General features: G+C 59.6%; 17 protein-coding genes. All 17 read left to right on the plus strand.

What is annotated here, in order from left to right; all coding sequences use genetic code 11:
• Positions 1 to 9: 9 nt before the first annotated feature.
• The gene (gene flgJ, locus EQV90_RS10850; protein ID WP_240878089.1) at positions 10 to 1263 is read left to right on the plus strand and encodes a flagellar assembly peptidoglycan hydrolase FlgJ; all 1254 of its coding nucleotides are present in this window, start codon (positions 10 to 12) and stop codon (positions 1261 to 1263) included.
• A gap of 10 nt (positions 1264 to 1273) precedes the next feature.
• On the plus strand, positions 1274 to 3322 hold the full coding sequence (flgK, locus tag EQV90_RS10855; protein ID WP_240878090.1) for a flagellar hook-associated protein FlgK: 2049 nt from the start codon (positions 1274 to 1276) through the stop codon (positions 3320 to 3322).
• Positions 3323 to 3336: 14 nt separating this feature from the next.
• The gene (locus EQV90_RS10860) at positions 3337 to 4926 is read left to right on the plus strand and encodes a flagellar hook-associated protein 3 (protein WP_240878091.1); all 1590 of its coding nucleotides are present in this window, start codon (positions 3337 to 3339) and stop codon (positions 4924 to 4926) included.
• A gap of 354 nt (positions 4927 to 5280) precedes the next feature.
• Positions 5281 to 6210, plus strand: a complete 930-nt coding sequence (locus EQV90_RS10865) for a ketoacyl-ACP synthase III (protein ID WP_003441810.1) — start codon at positions 5281 to 5283, stop codon at positions 6208 to 6210.
• A 287-nt stretch (positions 6211 to 6497) separates the two neighbouring features.
• Positions 6498 to 8219, plus strand: a complete 1722-nt coding sequence (locus EQV90_RS10870; protein ID WP_240878092.1) for a flagellin — start codon at positions 6498 to 6500, stop codon at positions 8217 to 8219.
• A gap of 73 nt (positions 8220 to 8292) precedes the next feature.
• Positions 8293 to 8643, plus strand: coding sequence for a flagellar protein FlaG (locus tag EQV90_RS10875; protein WP_240878093.1), 351 nt, complete (start codon positions 8293 to 8295; stop codon positions 8641 to 8643).
• Positions 8644 to 8738: 95 nt separating this feature from the next.
• Positions 8739 to 10100, plus strand: a complete 1362-nt coding sequence (gene fliD / locus EQV90_RS10880) for a flagellar filament capping protein FliD (RefSeq protein ID WP_240878094.1) — start codon at positions 8739 to 8741, stop codon at positions 10098 to 10100.
• A gap of 96 nt (positions 10101 to 10196) precedes the next feature.
• Complete coding sequence (gene fliS, locus EQV90_RS10885; protein ID WP_010656441.1) at positions 10197 to 10586, plus strand: flagellar export chaperone FliS; 390 nt, start codon at positions 10197 to 10199, stop codon at positions 10584 to 10586.
• Between the two features lie 24 nt (positions 10587 to 10610).
• Positions 10611 to 10904 (plus strand): hypothetical protein, encoded by a 294-nt coding sequence (locus tag EQV90_RS10890; RefSeq protein WP_003441825.1) that lies wholly within the window; start codon positions 10611 to 10613, stop codon positions 10902 to 10904.
• Between the two features lie 176 nt (positions 10905 to 11080).
• Complete coding sequence (locus EQV90_RS10895; protein ID WP_240878095.1) at positions 11081 to 12556, plus strand: sigma-54 dependent transcriptional regulator; 1476 nt, start codon at positions 11081 to 11083, stop codon at positions 12554 to 12556.
• A gap of 239 nt (positions 12557 to 12795) precedes the next feature.
• Complete coding sequence (locus EQV90_RS10900; RefSeq protein ID WP_003441830.1) at positions 12796 to 13962, plus strand: ATP-binding protein; 1167 nt, start codon at positions 12796 to 12798, stop codon at positions 13960 to 13962.
• Positions 13963 to 13967: 5 nt separating this feature from the next.
• Entirely contained in the window at positions 13968 to 15347 is a 1380-nt protein-coding gene (locus EQV90_RS10905) for a sigma-54 dependent transcriptional regulator (RefSeq protein ID WP_003441834.1), read from the plus strand.
• A gap of 234 nt (positions 15348 to 15581) precedes the next feature.
• On the plus strand, positions 15582 to 15914 hold the full coding sequence (gene fliE / locus EQV90_RS10910; protein ID WP_003441837.1) for a flagellar hook-basal body complex protein FliE: 333 nt from the start codon (positions 15582 to 15584) through the stop codon (positions 15912 to 15914).
• A gap of 15 nt (positions 15915 to 15929) precedes the next feature.
• Positions 15930 to 17711, plus strand: a complete 1782-nt coding sequence (gene fliF / locus EQV90_RS10915; protein ID WP_240878096.1) for a flagellar basal-body MS-ring/collar protein FliF — start codon at positions 15930 to 15932, stop codon at positions 17709 to 17711.
• Positions 17704 to 18726 (plus strand): flagellar motor switch protein FliG, encoded by a 1023-nt coding sequence (fliG, locus tag EQV90_RS10920; protein WP_003441844.1) that lies wholly within the window; start codon positions 17704 to 17706, stop codon positions 18724 to 18726. The genes fliF and fliG overlap by 8 nt, the downstream gene beginning before the upstream one ends.
• A complete protein-coding gene (gene fliH, locus EQV90_RS10925; protein WP_010656437.1) occupies positions 18727 to 19494 on the plus strand; it encodes a flagellar assembly protein FliH in 768 nt (255 codons plus the stop codon). It begins immediately after the preceding gene.
• Positions 19484 to 20842 carry a flagellar protein export ATPase FliI gene (fliI, locus tag EQV90_RS10930; RefSeq protein WP_003441848.1) on the plus strand — a complete coding sequence of 453 codons (1359 nt, stop codon included), beginning with the start codon at positions 19484 to 19486 and terminating at the stop codon, positions 20840 to 20842. Before fliH ends, fliI begins: the two co-directional genes overlap by 11 nt.
• Position 20843: the final 1 nt, after the last annotated feature.

The raw sequence follows: 20843 nt of genomic DNA on the forward strand, positions 1-20843 counted from the left end.
GCCGTCATCATGGATATGCGTAAGAGCGGTGCGGTCAGTGGCAGCGATTCGGGCGCCTTTACCGACCTCAATCGTCTGAACAAGCTGAAGGTCGGCGACCGCGAAAGCGACAGCAACATGCGCAAGGTGGCGCAGGAATTCGAGTCGCTGTTCCTCAACGAGATGCTCAAGTCCATGCGCTCGGCGAACGAAGTGCTGGGCAAGGACAACCCGCTCAACACCCCGGCGGCCAAGCAGTATCAGGAGATGTACGACCAGCAACTGTCGGTGACCTTGTCCCGTCAGGGTGGCGGTATCGGTCTGGCCGATGTGCTGATGCGCCAGATGTCGAAGAACAAGTCCGCAGTGCCGGGGGAGGCCGCCACGGTTGCCTTGAACCCTGAGGTGAAAACACCTGCCCCGGTCGCCCCTGCGATCGACAGCCCGTTTGTGCGCTCCAGCGGCCAGCGTCCGCTGTGGGCTTCGCGGGTGGCCACCAGCGCCGTGGAAAGCGGCCATAAAAACGATGTGGCGATGCTCAATCAGCGTCGTCTGGCCTTGCCGAGCAAGCTGACCGATCGCTTGCTGGCCGGGATCGTGCCTTCGGCCGATGCGGCCCGCTCAACCCTCAATACCGGTACGGTGCCCGGGCGCACCAGCCCGTCGCTGGATGCGGTGATCAAAGGCAGCCGTCACCCCATGCTCAGCGCCGGCGGTGTGCAAGGGCGGATGCAGATTTACGGGCGTGCCGTGGCGCAACCGCCATTGGCTCCGACCAAACAGGCATTCGAGTCGCCGGACGCCTTTGTGGCCACCATGTTGCCGATGGCGCAGCAGGCCGCCGACCGTATCGGTGTCGATCCGCTGTATCTGGTGGCGCAAGCGGCACTGGAAACCGGCTGGGGCAAGTCGGTGATGCGCCAGCAGGACGGCAGCAGCAGTCACAACCTGTTCGGCATCAAGGCCACTGGCAGTTGGCAGGGGCCGCAGGCTCGGGCAATTACCAGCGAGTTCAAGGGCGGGCAGATGGTCAAGGAGACGGCGGACTTCCGTTCCTACGACTCCTATCAGGACAGCTTCCACGATTTGGTCACGCTGTTACAAAGCAACAATCGTTATAAAGAAGTGCTGAACGCAGCCGATAAACCAGAGCAGTTTGTTCGCGAGTTGCAGAAGGCCGGTTATGCAACCGACCCTGAGTACGCGAGCAAGATTTCGCAGATTGCCAAGCAAATGAAGACCTACCAGAGCTACGTCTCGACGGGTTCTTTCACGCATTTATAAGGTTTGAACCATGGCGAGTTTGATCAACATCGGGATGTCGGGGCTGAACGCCAGCCAGGGGGCTTTGGCCACGGTCGGCAATAACATTGCCAACGCCAACACCTCGGGCTACTCGCGCCAGCAGATCGTGCAGGGCAGTGCCGGCTCGCAGCAAGTGGGCGGGGTGTTTATCGGCACCGGCACCACCCTGGCTGACGTACGCCGGGTGTACAACTCCTACCTCGATGCGCAGTTGCAAACCACCACTTCATTGAACGGCGATGCCCAGGCTTACCTCGACCAGATAGGTTCGGTGGACAAGCTGCTGTCAGATAAAAGTACCGGTGTCTCGGCCGTACTCAACAGCTTCTTCTCGTCCTTGCAAACGGCGGCCGGCGCCCCCGGCGACGCGTCCGCCCGCCAGTTGCTGCTGACCAATGCACAAGCCTTGAGCAACCGCTTCAACTCGATCTCGACCCAGCTCAACCAGCAAAACGAAGGCATCAACAGCCAGTTGGACACCCTGACCTCGATGGTCAACCAGCACACGGCCACCATTGCCTCGCTGAACCAGCAGATCGCCCAGGCCACCACCGCCGGCAATACGCCGAACAACTTGCTGGATGCCCGCAACGAGGCCGTGCGTACCCTGAATGAACTGGTCGGAGTAACGGTCCAGGAACACGACAACGTCTATGACGTGACCCTGGGGACGGGTCAGGCGCTGGTGCAGGGCAATACCTCCAATACCCTGTCGGCGGTGCCGGGCAAGGTCGATAAAAGCCAGTTCAGCATTCAGATCAACTACGCGCAGTCCAGCTCCGACGTGACCTCGGTCATCTCCGGCGGCAAGATCGGCGGCCTGTTGCGCTATCGCGATGACGTGCTGGCACCGGCCATGAACGATCTGGGGCGCACTGCGATTGTGGTCGCCGACGCGATCAACAAGCAGTTGGGGCAGGGCCTGGATGCCAATGGCGAGTTTGGCTCGTCGATGTTCAACAGCATCAACAGCGCGCAGGCCATCAGCCAGCGCAGCCTTGCGGCGACCGGTAACAGCCCGGGTTCGGGCAACCTGAACGTCAGCATCACCGACAGTGGCGCATTGACTGCCTACGACTATCAGGTGACGTTCACCAGCGACAAGGACTACACGGTCAGACGCTCGGACGGCACCAGCATGGGGGCCTTCAATCTGGATCAAAAGCCTGCTGCGGTCATCGACGGCTTCACCATGGACCTTAACGGTGGTGCGTTGAGCAAAGGTGATCAATTCCAGGTCAGCCCGACCCGCAACGGCGCCAGCAACATCGGCGTACAGATGAGCGATGCCAGTAAATTGGCGTTCGCCGGCCCTTTGGTGGCAGGCAAGGGCGGCTCCAACAGCGGTACGGGGGCCTTGAGCACGCCGAGCCTGTCCTCGGCGCTGGATATTTACGCGGGTGCGGACCTCGGCCTGGCGCAGTCGCAGATTGAAGGCGCAATGCCGGTACGGATTGCTTTTGACGAAGCTGCAAACGGCGCCCAGGGCTACCGCGTGCTGAACGAAAAAGGCGAGGAAATCGGTAAAGGCACCCTAGTGCCGGGCCAGGACAACAAGGTCACGATCAACCTGCCGGTGCTGGACGCTGCGGGCTTGCCGGTCACAAACGCCGACGGCACGCCGAAAACCATTGGCTTTGACACCACCATCAGCGGGTCGCCGGCCAAGGGCGACAGCTTCGACATCAAGTTCAACAAGGACGGCAAGGCGGACAACACCAACGCCAACCTGTTGCTGGGCCTGCAAACCAAAGCCACGGTCGGCGTCGGCAAGGACGGCACCGGCGGCGTCAGCATGGGTTCTTCCTACAGCCAGCTGGTGGCGAAAGTCGGTGGCCAGGCCAGTCAGGCCGCCGTCGACGGCACGGCCAACACCGCAGCGCTGGCGTATGCCACGCAGACCCGCAGCTCGGTGTCCCAGGTCAACCTGGATGAAGAGGCCTCCAACCTGGTCAAGTTTCAGCAGTACTACACCGCATCGTCGCAGATCATCAAAGCGGCGCAAGAAACCTTCAGCACGCTGATCAACAGTCTTTAAGGGAGTCCTCGACGATGCGTATCTCTACTTCCCAGTTTTTTGAGTCGACCAGTGCCACCTACCAGAACAACTTCTCGTCGGTGATCAAGACCCAGAGCCAGATCGACTCCGGCGTGCGCATTCAGACCGCTGGCGATGATCCGGTGGGTGCCGCGCGCCTGCTGCAATTGCAGCAGCAAAAAGACATGTTGGGTCAGTACACCACCAACATGAACGGTATCAAGGCGTCGCTGGGCAGTCAGGAAACCATCCTCGACAGCATCAACACCGCCCTGCAAAAGGCCAGTGAGCTGGCTCTGGGGGCTGGCAGCGGGAAAAGCGATGCCGATCGCGCGACGATTGCCAGCGAACTGGGGAGTATCGAAGACCAGGTGTTCAGCCTGCTCAACAGCAAGGATGCCGCGGGCAACTATATGTTCTCGGGCTCCAAGACCGATACGCCGCCCTATACCCGCAACAACGATGGCACTTACAGCTATCAGGGCGACGATACCCAGCTCAATCTCAAGGTCTCGGACACCCTGAGCCTGGCCGGCAGCGACACGGCCAAAAGCTTTATGGAAAACTCGGTCAATACCGGGCGTACACAGGTCACTGCACTGCCGGTGGTAGACGCAACCGGTGCGGTTATCCCGGACAATGGCAAGGTTTCGCTGTCCGCCGGTTTGATCACCTCAAGCCCGGTGTTCAATAAAGGCTTTGCCGAGGGTCAGCCCTACACCCTGGAATTCACCAGCAGCACCCAGTACAAGCTGACTGACGCCCAGGGCAAGGACGTGACCTCTGAAGTGCCAGGCAATGGTGTCTTCGATTCCACCAAGGAGGGTGCTCACAGCATCAGCCTGCGCGGCGTATCGTTCGACATTAACCTTAATCTCAAGGACATCCCGGCAGCCGATCAGGATGCGGCGGTGGCGGGGCACTCTTTCACCCTCGAGGCCAAACCCGACACCTTCAACACCTCCCGTACCCCGAGCAATACCTCGACGGCACAGATCACCGGGACTGGCGTGGCGGATGCCAAGGCCTACAGCGACAGCTTTCCGGGCAATGGTGCGGTGATCAAATTCACCAGTGACACCGAATACGAAATCTACGCCCAGCCAGTGACTGCCAGCAGCAAGTCGATTGCCAGCGGCAGCATGACCGGCGACACGCTCAGCGCCATGGGGGTTACCTTCGATTTCACCGGCGCGCGCGCGGCTGGCGACCAGTTTGTGGTCAACAGCAACAACCACCAGAGTCAAAGTGCGCTGGACACCATCAGCCAGCTGCGTAAAGCACTGGTGATCCCCAGCGACAAAGATCCGGCGGCCCAGCAGATCCAGAAAGACGCCATCAACTCGGCCATAGGCAATCTGAAAAACGCCAGTGCCGGGGTCGACAGTGCCCGGGGTTCGATTGGTGCGCGCTTGAAGGCGGTGGATATCCAGGCCGACGAAAACATCAGCATGGGCCTGGCCAACGATTCCACCACTGCCGCCATTGGCAACACAGACATGGCCGGCGCTTCGATCGACTTGGCATTCCAGAAAGCCATGCTTGAAGCCTCGCAACTGGCCTTCGTCAAGATCTCCCAGCTGAGCCTGTTCAATCAGCTGTAATGCAGAATTTGCAGCATACCTGTGGGAGCTGGCTTGCCAGCGATACCGGCAAAACCGGCCTGTCTGAAGGGGCAGGGTGATGCTATCGCCGGCAAGACGACTCCCACTTGATCCTCGGTTTACCCGAAACGTTTTGTAAAAAACCGCACCAAATCGAGTGACCTATGAGTCATAACGCGCATCTTCACTGTATCGTGTGAAACGTACGGGCGGGTGCCGGGCCTTTTCCAGGCTGTTTTGTCTATTTTCATGCACCCATATTCGCCGCTTTTTGCGCGACTAAGCCCTTTTATTGTCAGCGCCCCTTGATTGTTCGAGCGGGTGATCTCCAGCTATTAGTATTGGGAAGCCACAATGATTGGCATTAAAAGCATCGCCAGTTACGTGCCTGCAAACGGTGTAGACAACTATGCCCAGGGCGCGAAGTTCTCCAAGGACGAAGACTTCATTCTGGGCAAGATTGGCTCGGCGTTTCTGCCGCGCAAAGATGCTGACCAGGAAACCTCGGACCTGTGTGTCGAGGCCGTCAACGCACTGTTTGCCAACAATCCGCAGCTCAAGCGCGAATCCATCGACGCGCTGATCGTCGTGACCCAAAACGGTGACGCAGAAGGTTTGCCCCACACCGCTGCCATCGTCCAGGACAAGCTGGGCCTGCCGACCCACGTAGCCGCCTTTGATATTTCCCTGGGGTGCTCGGGCTACGTCTACGGCATCTACGCGATGAAAGGCTTCATGGAAGCCACGGGCCTGAAAAACGGCCTGCTGATCACCGCCGACCCGTATTCGAAAATCGTCGACCCCGAAGACCGCAACACCACCATGCTCTTCGGCGACGCCGCTACCGCCACCTGGATGGGCGAAGACGCACCCTGGCAGCTGGGCAAGGCCAAGTTCGGCACCGACGGTTCGGGTGCCCCGCACTTGAAAGTCAGCGACGGCGTGTTCTTTATGAATGGCCGCCAGGTATTCAACTTCGCGTTGCTTAAAGTGCCTGCACACTTGCACGAGTTGATGGACGAGTCGCAACTGACCTCCCAGGACATCGACGCCTTCTGCATCCACCAGGGCAGCGCGGCGATCGTTGATGCGGTCGCTCGGCGCTTCGAAGGCGAGCCGGAGAAGTTCATTAAGGACATGGTCGAGACCGGCAACACCGTGTCCTCGAGCATTCCGTTGCTGCTGGAAAAGCACGTGATGGACACCCCTGACTGGAAGCGCGTGGCCCTGAGCGGCTTCGGCGTAGGCCTGTCATGGGGCTCGGCGATCATCTATCGCCCTTGAGCTGAGGCTTGAACCACAAAACGCCCATGGCCAGAAGCCATGGGCGTTTTGCGTTGTGGCGTCCCCACTGTGGGAGCTGGCAAGCCAGCTCCCACCGGCAAACAGATCAGCTCCGGGTCTGTGTAACCCCTTGAAACACAAGGGCTGGCCCCCTGCCAGTAAAAAAAATTAAAAAACCCCTCAAGCAACCTGCATTCACGACGATAACTATTACGAAGGTTCTCTAGGCCACACCCGGCGGTTGCCAGGGCCGGAAGCCGCAGTATTCATCCAATGAGGATTTCGTCATGGCTTTATCAGTAAACACTAACGTCACGTCCCAGACCGTTCAGAAGAACCTGAACAAAGCCGGCGACTCGTTGAGCACCTCGATGACCCGTCTGTCTTCCGGCCTGAAAATCAACAGCGCCAAAGATGACGCTGCCGGCATGCAGATCGCCAACCGTCTGACCTCCCAGGTTAAAGGCATGACTGTCGCCATCGCCAACGCCAACAACGGCTCGTCGATTGCCCAGACAGCTGAAGGCGCGATGCAAGAATCGACCAACATTCTGCAACGTCTGCGTGAACTGGCCCTGCAGTCCGCGAACGGTGATAAAAGCGCTGATGACCGTGCATCCCTGCAGCAAGAATTCACCGCCAAAGTCGGTGAGCTGACCCGTATTTCGTCGACCACCACCTTCGGTGGCCGTAACCTGCTGGACGGCTCGTTCCAGAACCAGTCCTTCCAGGTCGGTGCCGATGCCAACCAGACCATCTCGTTCGGCATGACCGATATCAGTGCTACCGGTTTGAAAGGTTCTTTCGGTGAGGCGAATGCTACTGGCGGGATCACGCAACTGGCTGCCAAGGTTACTGGTGGCGCGATCGATCTGAGCGGTACAACAACCCCGAACACACTTGCCACTGCTGCGGCCTATGCTACGCCAACCGCTGATCAGGTCCTCACATTTGGTGGTGCGAGCACAGGTAGCGTAACGCTGACTTCTGCAGAAGATAGCGCTGCGAAAGCTGCCGATAAAATCAACCTGTCGTCAGGTACCACGGGCATTACTGCAAAAGAAAATGCGGGCAAGCTGGAGCTGAGCTCCACTGCAGCATTTACTGTGTCCAGCAGTATTGCCGGCAACTTCGCAACTGCAGCTACTGCTTCAGCTGCTGGTACACCTGTTACCGGGTTGGCCAAAGACGCTGATATCAATGTTAACGGTACGAAAATTTCGCTGACTGCCGGCATGAAGCTTGAAGGCACTGGCGGAGTCATTGAGACAATCAATGCTCAGACGACTGCCGCCGGTAAAACGGGTGTCACGGCAAGCGCTCAGGATGGTCGTTTGGTGTTGACCTCCCAGGACGGCAAGGCTGTGAGCCTGACCGACCAGGCAGATACGCCTGAAGGTAAAGGTGCTTTGGCGCAGTTGGGTCTGGCCGCAGGCAAGACCGAGGCTAAGCTGACAGCTGATACTTCAGTCACCATGAACGGCGTTGAAGTGAAGTTCAAAAAGGGCGACTCGATGGACTCCATCGTTTCTTCGATCAACAGTGCAAGCACCGGCGTAACCGCCAGCAAAAATGCTGATAACACGCTGAAGCTGTTCTCCACCAAGGACATCACTGTTGGTGACGGTAGCGCCGGTACTGGCTTGGACTCCCTGGGTCTGACTGCGAAAACCACAAGTTCCAACACTGTTGAAACCAGCGTAGCCAGCCTGAGCATTTTGTCCGCCGAAGGCGCTCAACAATCGATCCAGGCCCTGACTGGCGCAATCCAGCAGATCGATACTCAGCGTTCCGAGCTGGGTGCCGTGCAAAACCGTTTCGACAGCACTGTGTCCAACTTGCAAAGCATCTCCGAGAACTCGACTGCTGCCCGTGGTCGCGTTCAGGACACCGACTTCGCATCCGAAGCCGCAGAGCTGACCAAGCAACAAACCCTGCAACAGGCCGCTACCGCGATCCTGTCCCAGGCGAACCAGCTGCCGTCCGCTGTGATGAAACTGCTTCAGTAATTTCAGCCCTCGGTTGACAACGGAAGGGCGCGTTTACGTGCCCTTTCGTTTTTTTCAGTTTTGAGGTGATGGCATGGACATGAGCATCAAGCTGAGCACCGCTTACCCGAGCCCTGCAGCAGTACCGAACCCCGCGCCGGCACCGGTCGCAACCACTCAGGCAGGAGCGGTTTCTACCCCGGTGACAGGCAAGCCGCCTGAGCGTGCGGAGCTGGAAAAGGCTGTTAGTGACATACAAGCATTCGCACGGTCGAACCAGCGCAAGCTGGACTTTTCGATTGATGACACCACCGGCGTGATGGTGGTCAAGGTGATTGCCTCCGACAGCGGAGAGGTGATTCGCCAGTTACCTTCAGAGATGGCCCTCAAGCTGGCGCAAAACCTGGCTGATCCCCACAGCCTGCTTTTTCAGGGCAAAGCCTGAAGGTGGCATGAATTGTGATGCTGTCTGCTTCCTCGGCCTTGCTCGTCAAAAAAGCGTAAGCCCATAAAGCGGCAGCCCGGATAAGGAGAATACAGATGGCAAGTTCTACGATTACGGGTGTTGGTTCGGGTTTCGATACCATCGGTATTGTTAAAGCGTTGGTGGATGCTGAAAAAGCGCCCAAGCAAACCCAGATTACTGCGCAACAAAAAGACACCACGATTCAGTTGTCCGCTGTGGGCACGGTAAAAGGCGCGCTTGAAACCTATCGCGCAGCCATTGCCAAACTCAATAGTGTCTCCAGCTTCAACGGCCTGGCGGCTACCTCGTCAGACGAAAAAATTTCCAAGGTCACCATTGATGACAAGGCCTCCAGCGGTACCTACGCGCTGGATGTGACCAAGCTGGCGACCGCCTCGAAAGTTACCAGCAAGGTATTTGAGGGGGGGACCTCGTCAGTGGTCAACTCGGGTACCGAGCCCACGACCCTTACCATTTCGCAGTCCGGCAATGATTACAATGTATCGGTCCCGGCTGGCGCTACCCTGCAGCAAACCCGTGAAGCGATTAACACCCAGCTGCAATCCAAGGGCATCAGTGCCAACGTTTTGACCGATGCCAACGGGTCGCGCCTGGTCATCGGTTCGCAAACCACGGGCAAGGGTACTGACATCACCATCAGTGGTGACTCAGGGTTGTCGACCGGCTATGACGCCGGTAAAGCTCCAGAGAATGCCATTTACACCATTGATGGCATCGCCATGGAGTCGTCGAGCAACAAGATCACTTCGGCCATCAGCGGCGTGACGCTGGAGTTGATTGATACCAAGGCGTCGACCATTACCGTGGCCTCCAATACGGCAACCCTGAAAACCTCGGTTCAGTCCTTTGTCAGTGCTTACAACGCGCTGCTGACCAGTATCAACACGCAAACCAAAGTCACCGCCACCGGTGATGCCGCAACCACCACCTCGGGCGCCCTTACCGGTGATGCCTCGATGCGGCAACTGGTTAACGGTATTCGTAACGAGCTGCTGCAGAACAGCAGTTCGTCGAGCATGGGCAGTCTGTCCCAGATGGGTATCAGTACCGATCAGAAAACCGGGCTTCTGACCCTGGATGACAAGAAGTGGGATGCCGCAGTGGCAACCCCCAACGGTGCGCTGGAAATCAGCAAGGTTTTTACCGGTGACACCGGTCTGGTTGCGCGTATGACCAAGGCCACAGACAGCTATGTCGGTACCACCGGGCTGCTGGCGAGTCGAGTCACTGACTTGAATACCAAGCTGACGGATCTGACAACGCAGCAGGCGGATCTGGATCGACGGATGGAGAGCATGAAGACTTCCCTGACGTCCAAGTACACCGCGATGGACACCCTTATCGCCCAGATCAACGCCAGCAGCTCCAGCATCATGACCACTCTGAACTCGCTGAATAACCCTAAATCCAGCTGATTTCCCGCAGCCGGATCACTAAAGTTTTAGCCGTGACAGTCGACATAAAGATCAAGTCCTGGCCATTTTTGCCTGTCACCGTAATGAGGTAGCAACATGAACCCGATGCGCGCCCTTCGTCAGTATCAGAAGGTCAATTCCCACGCCCAGATCTCTGAGGCCAGCCCCCATCGCCTGATTCAAATGCTGATGGAAGGCGGTCTGGATCGCATGGCCCAGGCCAAGGGCGCGATGAGCCGTGGTGATATCCCGCAGAAGGTGGTGTTGATTACCAAGGCTATCGACATCATCACTGGCTTGCGCCAGGGCATGGATGAATCAAAGGCTGAAGACAAGGTCGCCTTCCAGCGCCAGGACAGCCTGTACGAGTACATGACCATCCGTTTGACCCAGGCCAATGCGCAGAACGATCCCGAAATCATCGACGAAGTGGCCCGCCTGCTGATCACGGTCAAAAGTGGTTGGGACGAGATTGCACCACAATAAAATTGAAGGCCCGAGGAGTGCGTCATGAGCCAACTGCAACGAATTCAAGAAACCCGTGAAGCACTGATCGATGCCCTGGCTGAACGCAACTGGGATGCCATCGGCCAGCTGGATTCAGCCTGCCGGGTGTGTGTCGAGAGTGTGCTGGATGAGGCGCCTGTGGATGAGGCGGTGTTGCGCGAGAATCTGGAAGGGTTGCTGGTGGTCTATCGCATGCTGCTGGAGGCGGCCACCGACGAGCGCCAACTGCTGGTCGAGCAAATGTCACAGATCAATCAAGCAAAAAGCGCATCAAAGGTTTACCATCTGTTCCGTTAAGGCATAAGGAATATGTGGTTAATTGACACATGCGCGCCATAAATTTGACTATGTATGTCTTTTGACTTAACTAGTGCTGTATTCTTTTTCAGTCGTCTTAGATATCCAACAGGTTGGGGCGACTAAATATGCCCTGCGTTTCGGGGCATTGAGTTGACTAGGGAAGTTGCTATTGCATGTGGCGTGAAACCAAAATTCTGCTGATCGATGACGATAGCGTCCGCCGCCGCGATTTAGCGGTGATTCTGAATTTTCTGGGTGAAGAAAATTTGGCCAGCTCCAGCCTTGAGTGGGAGCAGGCTGTCAGCTGTTTGTCGTCCAGTCGCGAAGTGCTCTGCGTGCTGGTAGGTACTGTCAGCATCGCTGGCGGTGTTTCCAGCCTGCTTAAGACACTGGCCGGGTGGGATGAGTTCCTGCCGATCATGCTTTTAGGTGAAATTTCTGCGGTCGACCTGCCGGAAGACCAGCGCCGCCGCGTTTTATCCAGCCTCGAAATGCCCCCCAGCTACAGCAAACTCCTCGATTCCCTGCACCGTGCCCAGGTCTATCGCGAGATGTATGACCAGGCCCGCGAGCGCGGCCGTCATCGCGAACCCAACTTGTTCCGCAGTCTGGTGGGCACCAGCCGGGCGATTCAGCATGTGCGGCAAATGATGCAGCAAGTGGCCGATACCGACGCCAGCGTGTTGATCCTCGGCGAGTCCGGAACCGGCAAGGAAGTGGTCGCACGCAATCTGCATTACCACTCCAAACGCCGCGACGCGCCATTTGTGCCGGTTAACTGCGGGGCGATTCCCGCAGAGTTGCTTGAAAGCGAGTTGTTCGGCCATGAGAAGGGCGCCTTCACCGGCGCAATCACCAGCCGCGCCGGGCGTTTAGAACTGGCCAATGGCGGCACGCTGTTCCTCGATGAAATCGGCGATATGCCGTTGCCGATGCAGGTCAAACTGCTACGCGTCCTGCAGGAAAGAACCTTTGAGCGTGTGGGTAGCAACAAGACCCAAAGCGCTGATGTGCGGATCATCGCCGCCACCCATAAAAACCTCGAAAGCATGATTGAAGTCGGCGCTTTTCGCGAAGACCTGTACTACCGCCTCAACGTCTTCCCGATCGAAATGGCGCCCCTGCGCGAGCGGGTCGAAGATATCCCGTTGCTGATGAACGAGCTGATTTCGCGCATGGAGCACGAAAAACGCGGCTCCATCCGCTTCAACTCCGGCGCCATCATGTCGCTCTGCCGTCATGCATGGCCGGGCAATGTCCGCGAGCTGGCCAATATGGTTGAGCGCATGGCGATCATGCATCCGTACGGGGTGATTGGCGTCGCCGAACTGCCGAAGAAATTTCGCTACGTGGACGACGAAGACGAGAACCTGGTCGACACCCTGTTCAGCGACATGGAAGAGCGGGTGGCGATCAACAACAGCACCCAGGACTTCAGCGCCACGGCGATGCTGCCCCCTGAAGGCCTGGACCTCAAGGACTACCTCGGTGGTCTGGAGCAAGGGTTGATCCAGCAAGCGCTGGATGACGCCAATGGCATTGTCGCCCGCGCCGCCGAGCGCCTGCGCATTCGCCGTACCACCCTGGTCGAGAAAATGCGCAAATACGGCATGAGCCGTCGCGACGGGGAAGAGCCGGCGGAGGATTGACGCCTGCTACTGCTTTTGACTCTGTAGCAGCGAGCCAGCTCGCGAGTCTGTTGCTCCAGGATGCCCGGAAGCCGCCATCACCCGCGGGCTTGCGCCGGTACAGTTTCAAGCCGCTTCTTTAGGCACGGGTATTGCACCGCTTGGGTCAACGAACCGTTTTATGACGGTCAGCCAAGCGAGAACGCCCCATGCCGCACATAGCCCAACAGTCCTCTGGCCCTGATCTCGCAGGGCAAGCCATGTCGCTGGGGGCTACGCCGTCTACTCCGGCGCAACTGGAGCACGCGTTCTCGCTGTTCAATCAAATGTCGACCCAGTTGACCGATTCCTACAGTCTGCTCGAAGCCCGGGTCACCGAGCTTAAAGGCGAACTGGCATTTGTCAGCGCCCAACGCATGGCGGAACTTGCGGAGAAAGAACGGCTGGCCAACCGCCTGCAAAACCTCCTCGATCTATTACCGGGCGGGGTCATCGTGATTGATGACCGCGGCCTTGTGCGCGAGGCTAATCCTGCGGCCAGCGAGCTGCTTGGCTTGCCCCTGGAGGGCGAGCTGTGGCGCCACGTGATCGCCCGCTGCTTTGCCCCCCGTGAAGATGACGGGCACGAGGTATCGCTCAAAGACGGGCGGCGCCTGTCGATTGCCACCCGATCGCTGGATGCAGAGCCCGGGCAACTGGTATTGCTCAACGACCTGACAGAAACCCGGCGCCTGCAAGATCAACTCGCCCGCCATGAGCGTTTATCTTCGTTGGGGCGCATGGTCGCTTCGCTCGCCCATCAGATCCGCACGCCGCTGTCGGCGGCACTGATCTACGCCAGCCATCTGACTGAACAGGTGCTTCCCGTCGAAACCCAGCAGCGCTTTGCCGGGCGTCTCAAGGAGCGTCTGCATGAGCTGGAGCACCAGGTGCGCGACATGCTGGTGTTTGCCCGTGGCGAGCTGCCGCTGACCGATAAAGTTGCCCCCAAGGCCTTGATGCAGGCCCTGCAAGCCGCAGCCCAGACCCATGTTCAGGGCGTGTCGATGCGCTGGCAGTGCGACGCTTATGGCGGTCTTGTGTTGTGTAACCGTGACACCCTGGTCGGTGCATTGCTCAACCTGATCGAAAATGCCCTGCAAGCCGGTACACCTCAGGTGCGGCTCAAGGTTCATCTGTACGCCCGTGACAACACCTTGCGCCTGTGCGTCAGTGACAGCGGCAGCGGCATCGAGCCCAAGGTGCTGGAGCGTCTGGGCGAGCCGTTTTTCACCACCAGGGCCACCGGTACCGGGCTGGGCCTGGCGGTGGTCAATGCAGTGGCCCGGGCCCATCAGGGTCAGCTGCTTTTACACTCGCGGCCGGGGCGCGGCACTTGTGCCTTGCTCAGCTTGCCGCTGATTCCAGGCGAGGCGCAGGAAAACTGATGGCGATGGCAATCAAGGTTTTACTGGTCGAAGACGATCGCGCTCTGCGTGAAGCCCTGGCGGACACCCTGTTGCTGGCCGGGCACGGTTTTCGCGCGGTGGCATCGGCCGAAGAAGCGCTGGAGGCAGTTGCTGGCGAGTCATTCAGCCTGGTGATCAGCGACGTCAATATGCCTGGTATGGACGGGCACCAATTGCTTGGCCGGTTGCGTGTCAGCCAGCCGCAATTGCCGGTGTTGCTGATGACCGCCCATGGCGCCGTCGAGCGCGCCGTGGATGCCATGCGCCAGGGTGCGGCGGACTATCTGGTGAAGCCGTTTGAGCCCCGGGCGCTGCTGGATCTGGTCGCCCGGCATGCGCTGGGTAGCCTTGGGGCGGCAGACAGCCAGGGACCGGTGGCGGTTGAGCCGGCCAGCCTGCAATTGCTCGATCTGGCGGCGCGAGTGGCCCGCAGCGACTCCACGGTGCTGATCTCGGGCGAGTCGGGCACCGGCAAAGAAGTGCTCGCGCGCTACATCCACCAGCATTCGCACCGCAGCAGTCAGCCGTTTGTGGCAATCAACTGCGCGGCAATCCCCGACAACATGCTCGAAGCCACCTTGTTCGGCCATGAAAAAGGTTCGTTCACCGGGGCCATTGCGGCGCAGGCGGGCAAGTTCGAACAGGCGGACGGCGGCACCTTGCTGCTCGACGAAATCAGCGAAATGCCCCTGGGGTTGCAGGCCAAATTGTTGCGGGTGCTGCAAGAGCGCGAAGTCGAGCGGGTCGGCGGGCGCAAGCCGATTGCGCTGGATATCCGCGTAGTCGCCACCACCAACCGTGATCTGGCGGGGGAGGTGGCAGCGGGGCGTTTTCGCGAGGACCTGTACTACCGGCTTTCGGTCTTTCCTCTGGCCTGGCGCCCGTTACGCGAGCGCACCGCGGACATCCTGCCGTTGGCCGAGCGCTTGTTGGCCAAGTACATCAGCAAAATGAAGCACACCGCGGTGCGCTTTTCGCCCCAGGCCAGAGCCTGTCTGACCACCTATGCGTGGCCGGGCAATGTACGGGAGCTGGACAACGCGATTCAGCGGGCGCTGATCCTACAGCAGGGCGGTTTGATTGAAGCGCCGGACTTCTGCCTGGCAGGTCCGGTGGCGTGCGCGCCATTGCCGGTTTTGGTCGAATCCTTGCCGCTTGATACGGCCGAGTCGTCGGGAGCGCTGGGTGATGATCTGCGTCGCCGCGAGTTCGAGATGATCATCGAGACCTTGCGCGCCGAGCGCGGCCGTCGCAAAGAGGCCGCCGAGCGCCTGGGCATCAGCCCGCGCACATTGCGCTACAAGCTGGCGCAAATGCGCGATGCCGGGATGGATGTCGAGGCCTGCCTGTTTGCCGCGACGTAACCGGGGCCGTGGCTGTAGTCGCTGACGAGGCTGCGATGGCGTTGTGCTGGCTTCGCGGCCGCTGCGCATCCGATCGCAGCTTGGTGCCTCTTCAGCGACAACGGGGGTTTCTGCCTGCGACGATTGGTAACGTTAATTCTTCGAAAACGACAAAGAGCTGGCACCCTTGTTGCTACACCCCAGGATGCGTTGTGAAAGTGTCAAAAAATTGCGGGTCGTCGGAGGCAGTCGTCCATGAGCCAAGGTATTGAATTTAATCGATTGATGTTGGACATGCGGGCCATGCAAATGGACGCCATGGCCCAACCGAAATCGGCTGTGCAGGCCGTTCCCGAAGCGGGTGCCAGCAGCTTCTCCGACATGCTCGGCAATGCGATCAACAAGGTCAGTGAGACGCAGCAGGCGTCGAGTCAGTTGTCGAACGCGTTCGAAATCGGCAAAACCGGCGTTGATCTGACTGACGTGATGATTGCGTCGCAAAAAGCCAGCGTCTCCTTTCAGGCATTGACCCAAGTGCGTAACAAGCTGGTTCAGGCGTACCAAGACATCATGCAGATGCCGGTTTAAGGACGATATTAAGTCATGGCTGATGCACTCCCGGATAACGTTCCGGCCAATCCAGGCCCGGCCGGCGGCAAAGCGCCGCTGTTCGGGTTGTCTTTTCTGGACAACCTGGCCGAAATGACCATGTTGCGTCAGGTCGGCCTTATGGTCGGTCTGGCTGCGAGCGTGGCGATTGGCTTTGCCGTGGTGCTGTGGTCGCAACAACCCGATTACCGGCCGCTGTACGGCAGCCTGGCCGGTATGGATGCCAAGCAGGTCATGGAAACCCTGGCCGCCGCCGACATTGCCTACACCGTTGAGCCCAACTCTGGCGCCTTGCTGGTCAAGGCCGATGACGTCTCCCGTGCCCGGCTAAAACTTGCCGCCGCCGGCGTCACGCCTACCGACAGCAATATCGGCTTTGAAATCCTGGATAAAGACCAGGGCCTGGGCACTAGCCAGTTCATGGAAGCCACCCGCTATCGCCGTGGCCTGGAAGGCGAACTGGCGCGCACCATTTCCAGCCTCAACAACGTCAAGGGCGCCCGGGTGCACCTGGCGATCCCCAAGAGCTCGGTGTTCGTGCGCGATGAGCGCAAGCCCAGCGCCTCGGTGCTGGTCGAGCTGTACGGCGGCCGTTCGCTGGAGCCGGGCCAGGTGCAGGCGATCATCAATCTGGTGGCCACCAGCGTTCCGGAGCTGAACAAGTCGCAGATCACGGTTGTCGACCAGAAAGGCAACCTGTTGTCCGATCAGGCGCAAAACTCCGAGCTGACCATGGCCAGCAAGCAGTTCGACTACAGCCGACGCATGGAAAGCATGCTGACCCAGAGGGTGCACAACATCCTGCAGCCGGTGCTGGGCAATGACCGCTACAAGGCGGAAGTGTCTGCCGATGTTGATTTCAGCGCAGTCGAGTCCACCTCCGAGCAGTTCAACCCGGATCAGCCGGCCCTGCGCAGCGAGCAGTCCACCAGCGAGCAGCGCACCGCCAGCAATGGCCCGCAGGGTGTTCCCGGGGCGCTGAGCAATCAGCCCCCGAGCCCGGCGTCGGCGCCGCAACAAACCGCCCAGGGCGGTGCAGCAGGCGCGGGCATGATTCAGCCCGGCCAACCGCTGCTGGATGCCAATGGTCAACAAATCATGGACCCGGCGACCGGCCAGCCGATGTTGGCCCCGTACCCGGCAGACAAGCGCTCGCAATCGACCCGCAACTTTGAACTGGACCGCTCCATCAGCCACACCAAGCAGCAGCAGGGTCGGGTCAATCGCCTGTCCGTGGCGGTGGTGATCGACGACAAGGTCAACATCAACCCGGCCAACGGTGAAGTTACCCAGGTGCCATGGACCAGCGATCAACTGGCACGTTTTACCCGGCTGGTGCAGGACGCGGTGGGTTTTGATGCCAGTCGTGGCGACAGTGTCAGCGTGATCAACGTGCCGTTCTCCACCGAACGCGCGGAAGTGGTTGCCGATATTCCGTTCTATTCCCAGCCCTGGTTCTGGGATGTGCTCAAGCAAGTGCTGGGTGTGCTGTTCATTCTGGTGCTGGTGTTCGGGGTGTTGCGTCCGGTGCTGAACAACATCACCGGCCATGGCCGCAACAAGCAGGTGGCGGGTATTGGCAGTGATGCCGAGATGGGCAGCCTGGATGGCGAACTGGCCAACGATCGCGTCAGCCTTGGGGGCCCGCAGAGCATCATGCTGCCGAGCCCGAGCGAAGGCTATGACGCGCAGTTGAACGCCATCAAGAGTCTGGTGGCTGAAGACCCGGGCCGTGTGGCTCAGGTGGTAAAAGAGTGGATCAACGCTGATGAGTGATAACCGAGCTGCTGCCAACGCCAAGCTGACCCGGGTCGACAAGGCAGCCATTTTGCTGCTGTCCCTCGGCGAGTCTGATGCGGCCCAGGTACTGCGCCATATGGGGCCCAAAGAAGTCCAACGGGTGGGTGTGGCGATGGCGCAAATGCGCAACGTGCACCGCGAGCAGGTTGAACAGGTGATGAGCGAGTTCGTCGAGATCGTCGGTGACCAGACCAGCCTGGGGGTCGGCTCCGACAGTTACATTCGCAAAATGCTCACATCGGCCCTGGGCGAAGACAAAGCCAACGGCCTGATCGATCGCATCCTGCTGGGTGGCAACACCAGCGGCCTCGACAGCCTGAAGTGGATGGAACCCCGTGCCGTGGCGGACGTGATCCGTTTTGAACACCCGCAGATTCAGGCCATTGTGGTGGCCTATCTCGACCCCGATCAGGCGGGCGAAGTGCTCGGCCACTTTGATCAAAAGGCGCGGCTGGACATCATCCTGCGCGTTTCCTCGCTCAACACCGTGCAGCCGGCGGCACTTAAAGAGCTGAACCAGATCCTCGAAAAGCAGTTCTCCGGCAACTCCAACGCTGCGCGCACCTCTTTGGGCGGCATCAAGCGGGCGGCCGACATCATGAACTTCCTCGACAGCTCGATGGAATCTCAACTGATGGACTCGATTCGCGACATCGACGAAGACCTGTCCGGGCAGATCGAAGACCTCATGTTTGTCTTCAACAACCTGGCGGATGTCGACGACCGCGGCATTCAGGCGCTGCTGCGCGAAGTGTCCTCCGACGTGCTGGTACTGGCCCTCAAGGGCTCCGACGAGAACGTGCAGGAAAAAATCTTCAAGAACATGTCCAAGCGGGCCGCCGAATTGCTGCGCGACGACCTGGAAGCCAAAGGCCCGGTACGGGTCAGCGATGTCGAAACCGCACAGAAAGAAATCCTCACCATCGCCCGCCGAATGGCCGAAGCCGGAGAAATCGTTCTCGGCGGGAAGGGCGGCGAAGAGATGATCTAAGTGAGCAATGGTGAGTCGCCCGGAGATGTGATTCGCGCCAAGGATGTGGGGGCCTTCGACGTATGGGGCCTGCCCAGCTTTGACCCGTGGCGCGAGCCGCTCGAGGTTGAGCCCGAGGTGGTCGAGGAGCCGCCGGTCGAGATGCAGGAGGTGCCGCTGGATGAAGTCCAGCCGCTGACCCTTGAGGAGCTCGAAAGCATCCGCCAGGAAGCCTACAACGAAGGCTTTGCCACGGGTGAAAAGGAAGGCTTTCACAGCACTCAGCTCAAGGTGCGCCAGGAAGCCGAGGTCGCTCTGGCGGCCAGGGTGGCCAGCCTTGAACGCTTGATGAGCAGCCTGATGGCGCCGCTGGCCGAGCAGGACCAGCAGCTGGAAAAAGCCATGGTCGGCCTGGTCGAGCACATGACCCGCCAAGTGATCCAGCGCGAACTTAAAACCGATTCCAGGCAGATCGAACAGGTATTGCGCGAGGGCCTGAAGCTGTTGCCCATGGGTGCCGATAACATTCGCCTGTTTATCAATCCCCAAGACTTCGATCAGATCAAGGCCTTGCGCGAGCGTCACGACGAACGCTGGAAAATCGTCGAAGACGACAGCCTGCAAGCGGGCGGCTGCCGTATCGAAACCGAACACAGTCGCATCGATGCCAGTATCGAAACCCGGATCAAACAGGCGATGAGTCAGCTGTTCGATCAGCTTCACGAGCAGGCATTGCACCCGGCCGCGCCGGACATCGACGTCGATCTGGACCAGCCCGATGCACCTTAAGCGCACCAGCTTCGCCAGGCGCCTGGGCGCCTATGCCCCGGTGGTCGCATTGCCCGCGCAGCCGGTAGTCGAAGGCCGCCTGTTGCGCATGGTCGGCCTGACCCTGGAAGCCGAAGGTCTGCGCGCGGCCATGGGCAGTCGCTGTCTGGTGATCAACGATGACAGTTTTCACCCGGTGCAAGTCGAAGCCGAGGTGATGGGGTTTTCGGGCAGCAAGATTTTTTTGATGCCCGTTGGCAGTGTCGCCGGAATCGCCCCGGGTGCCCGGGTGGTGCCCCTGGCCGATAACGGTCGCTTGCCAATGGGCATGAGCATGCTCGGTCGTGTACTCGATGGTGCGGGGCGGCCGCTGGACGGCAAGGGCGGGATGAAGGCCGAAGACTGGGTGCCGATGGATGGCCCGGCCATCAACCCGCTCAAGCGTGATCCCATCAGCGTGCCGCTGGACGTGGGCATTCGCAGCATCAACGGTTTATTGACGGTCGGCCGTGGACAGCGTCTGGGCCTGTTTGCCGGTACTGGCGTGGGCAAGAGTGTGCTGCTGGGCATGATGACCCGCTTTACCGAGGCCGACATCATCGTGGTCGGGCTGATCGGCGAACGGGGTCGCGAGGTGAAGGAATTCATCGAGCACATCCTCGGCGAGGAGGGCCTCAAGCGTTCTGTGGTGGTGGCATCCCCGGCTGACGATGCGCCGCTGATGCGTCTGCGCGCGGCCATGTACTGCACACGTATTGCCGAATACTTTCGTGACAAGGGCAAGAACGTGTTGCTGTTGATGGACTCGCTCACCCGATTTGCCCAGGCCCAGCGTGAAATTGCCTTGGCCATTGGCGAGCCTCCGGCCACCAAGGGCTATCCGCCTTCGGTATTTGCCAAGTTGCCCAAGCTGGTGGAGCGGGCCGGTAACGCCGAAGCCGGGGGCGGCTCGATCACTGCGTTTTACACCGTGCTGTCCGAAGGCGATGACCAGCAGGACCCGATCGCTGACTCGGCGCGGGGCGTGCTTGACGGGCACATTGTGCTGTCCCGGCGTCTGGCCGAAGAAGGTCATTACCCGGCGATCGACATTGAAGCGTCCATCAGCCGGGTGATGCCGTCAGTGGTTACCCCGGAACACATGCGTCGTGCCCAGCAGTTCAAGCAGTTGTGGTCGCGCTTCCAGCAGGCCCGGGACTTGATCAGCGTGGGGGCATACGTGCCCGGCGGCGATCGCGAAACCGATACCGCGATTGCCTTGCAGCCAGCGATGGTGGCGTACCTGCGCCAGGGGCTGAACGACAATATCAGCCTGGGTGAAAGTGCTGGTCATCTGGGGACAATCTTCGCTCCGGCCGCGGGCGGTTAAT

Source organism: Pseudomonas sp. TMW22089 (genome assembly GCF_022496645.1).
GTDB classification, from domain to species: Bacteria; Pseudomonadota; Gammaproteobacteria; order Pseudomonadales; family Pseudomonadaceae; genus Aquipseudomonas; species Aquipseudomonas paraversuta.